Raw genomic sequence first — 1,657 nt, 5'->3', positions numbered from 1 at the left:
TAGGCTGTGTGGAAACTCCTGCACCAACCGCCACCAGCGATGTGAGGGGTTCGCAGCAGGTCTTTTTGCCTGCTTGGGTTCATGCTACCCGCCAGTGGCTCTCATATCAGGCCCGTGAGGGCATGTTCTTCCGATTTTGGGGATGATCTTCACCCTATCAGGCGGGCATCGCCGCCATCAGCCCCTTGATTCCGACCAAGGTGACCATGCGCTTGATGTTGTAGGCCAGCACGTGCAGCGCCATCTCGGCGCGCACGTTTTTCAGGCGGCGCATCAGGAAATGGGTGGTGCCCATCCAGGCTTTGATCGTCCCGAAAGGATGCTCGACAGTGCTGCGGCGCAGGGTCATGGGATCATCGGCGCTGCGCAGCCGGTCTCGCATCTCGTCCACCAGATGCTCGTATTCCCACCGGGTGACCCGGCGCTCCGTGCCTGTGGTGCAGCGTGATTTCACGGGACAGTGCTGGCATTCATTGGTCCAGTATCGCCGGACCTGGAGCCCGTCTTCCTCGCACTTGTATCGGTAGGTCAACTCATCCCCTGTCGGGCAGATATAGACATCGCGCGCGGCGTCATATTTGAAGTCGGCCTTCACATACATGCCCTTGCTGCGATTGCCGGAGGTTTCCGGGCGCGGCATGGTCACCGTGATACCCGCCTTGTCGCAGGCGGCGATCTCGACACCGCTGTAATAGCCCTTGTCAGCCAGGGCATGCAGCTTGCCGCACCCGAGCGCCTCTTTGGCTGCCATTGCCATCGGGCTGAGTTGATCACGGTCAAAGCCCTTGTTGGTAACGTCATGGGTGACGATGATGTGGGTCTCGGTGTCCACGACGCATTGCGCATTGTAGCCCACCAGCCCGCTGTTGCGCGCGCTCGTGGCCATGGCGCGGGCATCCGGGTCAGTCAGGGAAATCTGGCCGTCCGGCGCATCGGCCAAGGCCTTGTCCATCGCCTTCAGTTTCTCGATTTCCTGCTTGAGCCGCCCGTATCGCGGCGCCAGATGCGCGACCTTCTCGGCTCGCGCCTCACCTTCTTCCTGCCGGTCGATGCGCATCATCTCGGTGATGTAACGTTCGACATCGGCCTCCAGATGCGCAAGACGGCTGGCGATCTTGCCCTTGGTGAAGTTCTTGTCGCGGTTATTGACCGCCTTGAACTTACTGCCGTCGATGGCCACGCAGTCGCCCTTCAGCGTGCCGATCCGGCGGCAGAGCCCGACGAATTGCGCGCAGGTATTGCGGATGGGCAATCCGTTCTCACGCCGGAAATCCGCAATGGTCTTGTGATCCGGCACCAATCGCCCGAGCAGCCACATCACCTCGACATTGCGGCCTGCCTCGCGCTCCAACCTGCGGCTGGAGGGGATCCGGTTGAGATAGCCATAGATGAACAGCTTCAGAAGAATGGCCGGATGGTATCCCGGCCGCCCTGTCCGCGCATGCGCCGCGCGCACAAAGCCAAGGCCCGCCAGATCAAGCTGTTCAACAAACAGATCCACCACCCGGACCAGATGATCGTCGTCAATCCAGTCCTCAAGACGGTCCGGAAACAGCGTCACCTGATCCCGGTCTACCCCTTCAATGAAACCTGACATAAATGCACTCCTGTATCGCAGGAAGCATACCATATCTGGAGGTTTTCACACAGCCTCGGC

The 1,657-nt window shown here is 60.4% G+C and carries 1 protein-coding gene; it reads right to left on the bottom strand.

Annotated elements, in window-relative coordinates:
- Positions 1-157: 157 nt before the first annotated feature.
- Positions 158-1,597 (bottom strand): IS1182 family transposase, encoded by a 1,440-nt coding sequence (locus tag GEU84_RS20920; protein WP_152828817.1) that lies wholly within the window; start codon positions 1,595-1,597, stop codon positions 158-160.
- Between the last annotated feature and the right edge of the window lie 60 nt (positions 1,598-1,657).

This window comes from Fertoeibacter niger (assembly GCF_009380135.2).
In the GTDB taxonomy this organism is placed as follows: domain Bacteria; phylum Pseudomonadota; class Alphaproteobacteria; order Rhodobacterales; family Rhodobacteraceae; genus Fertoeibacter; species Fertoeibacter niger.
This window is presented reverse-complemented; position numbering and strand designations above follow the sequence as displayed.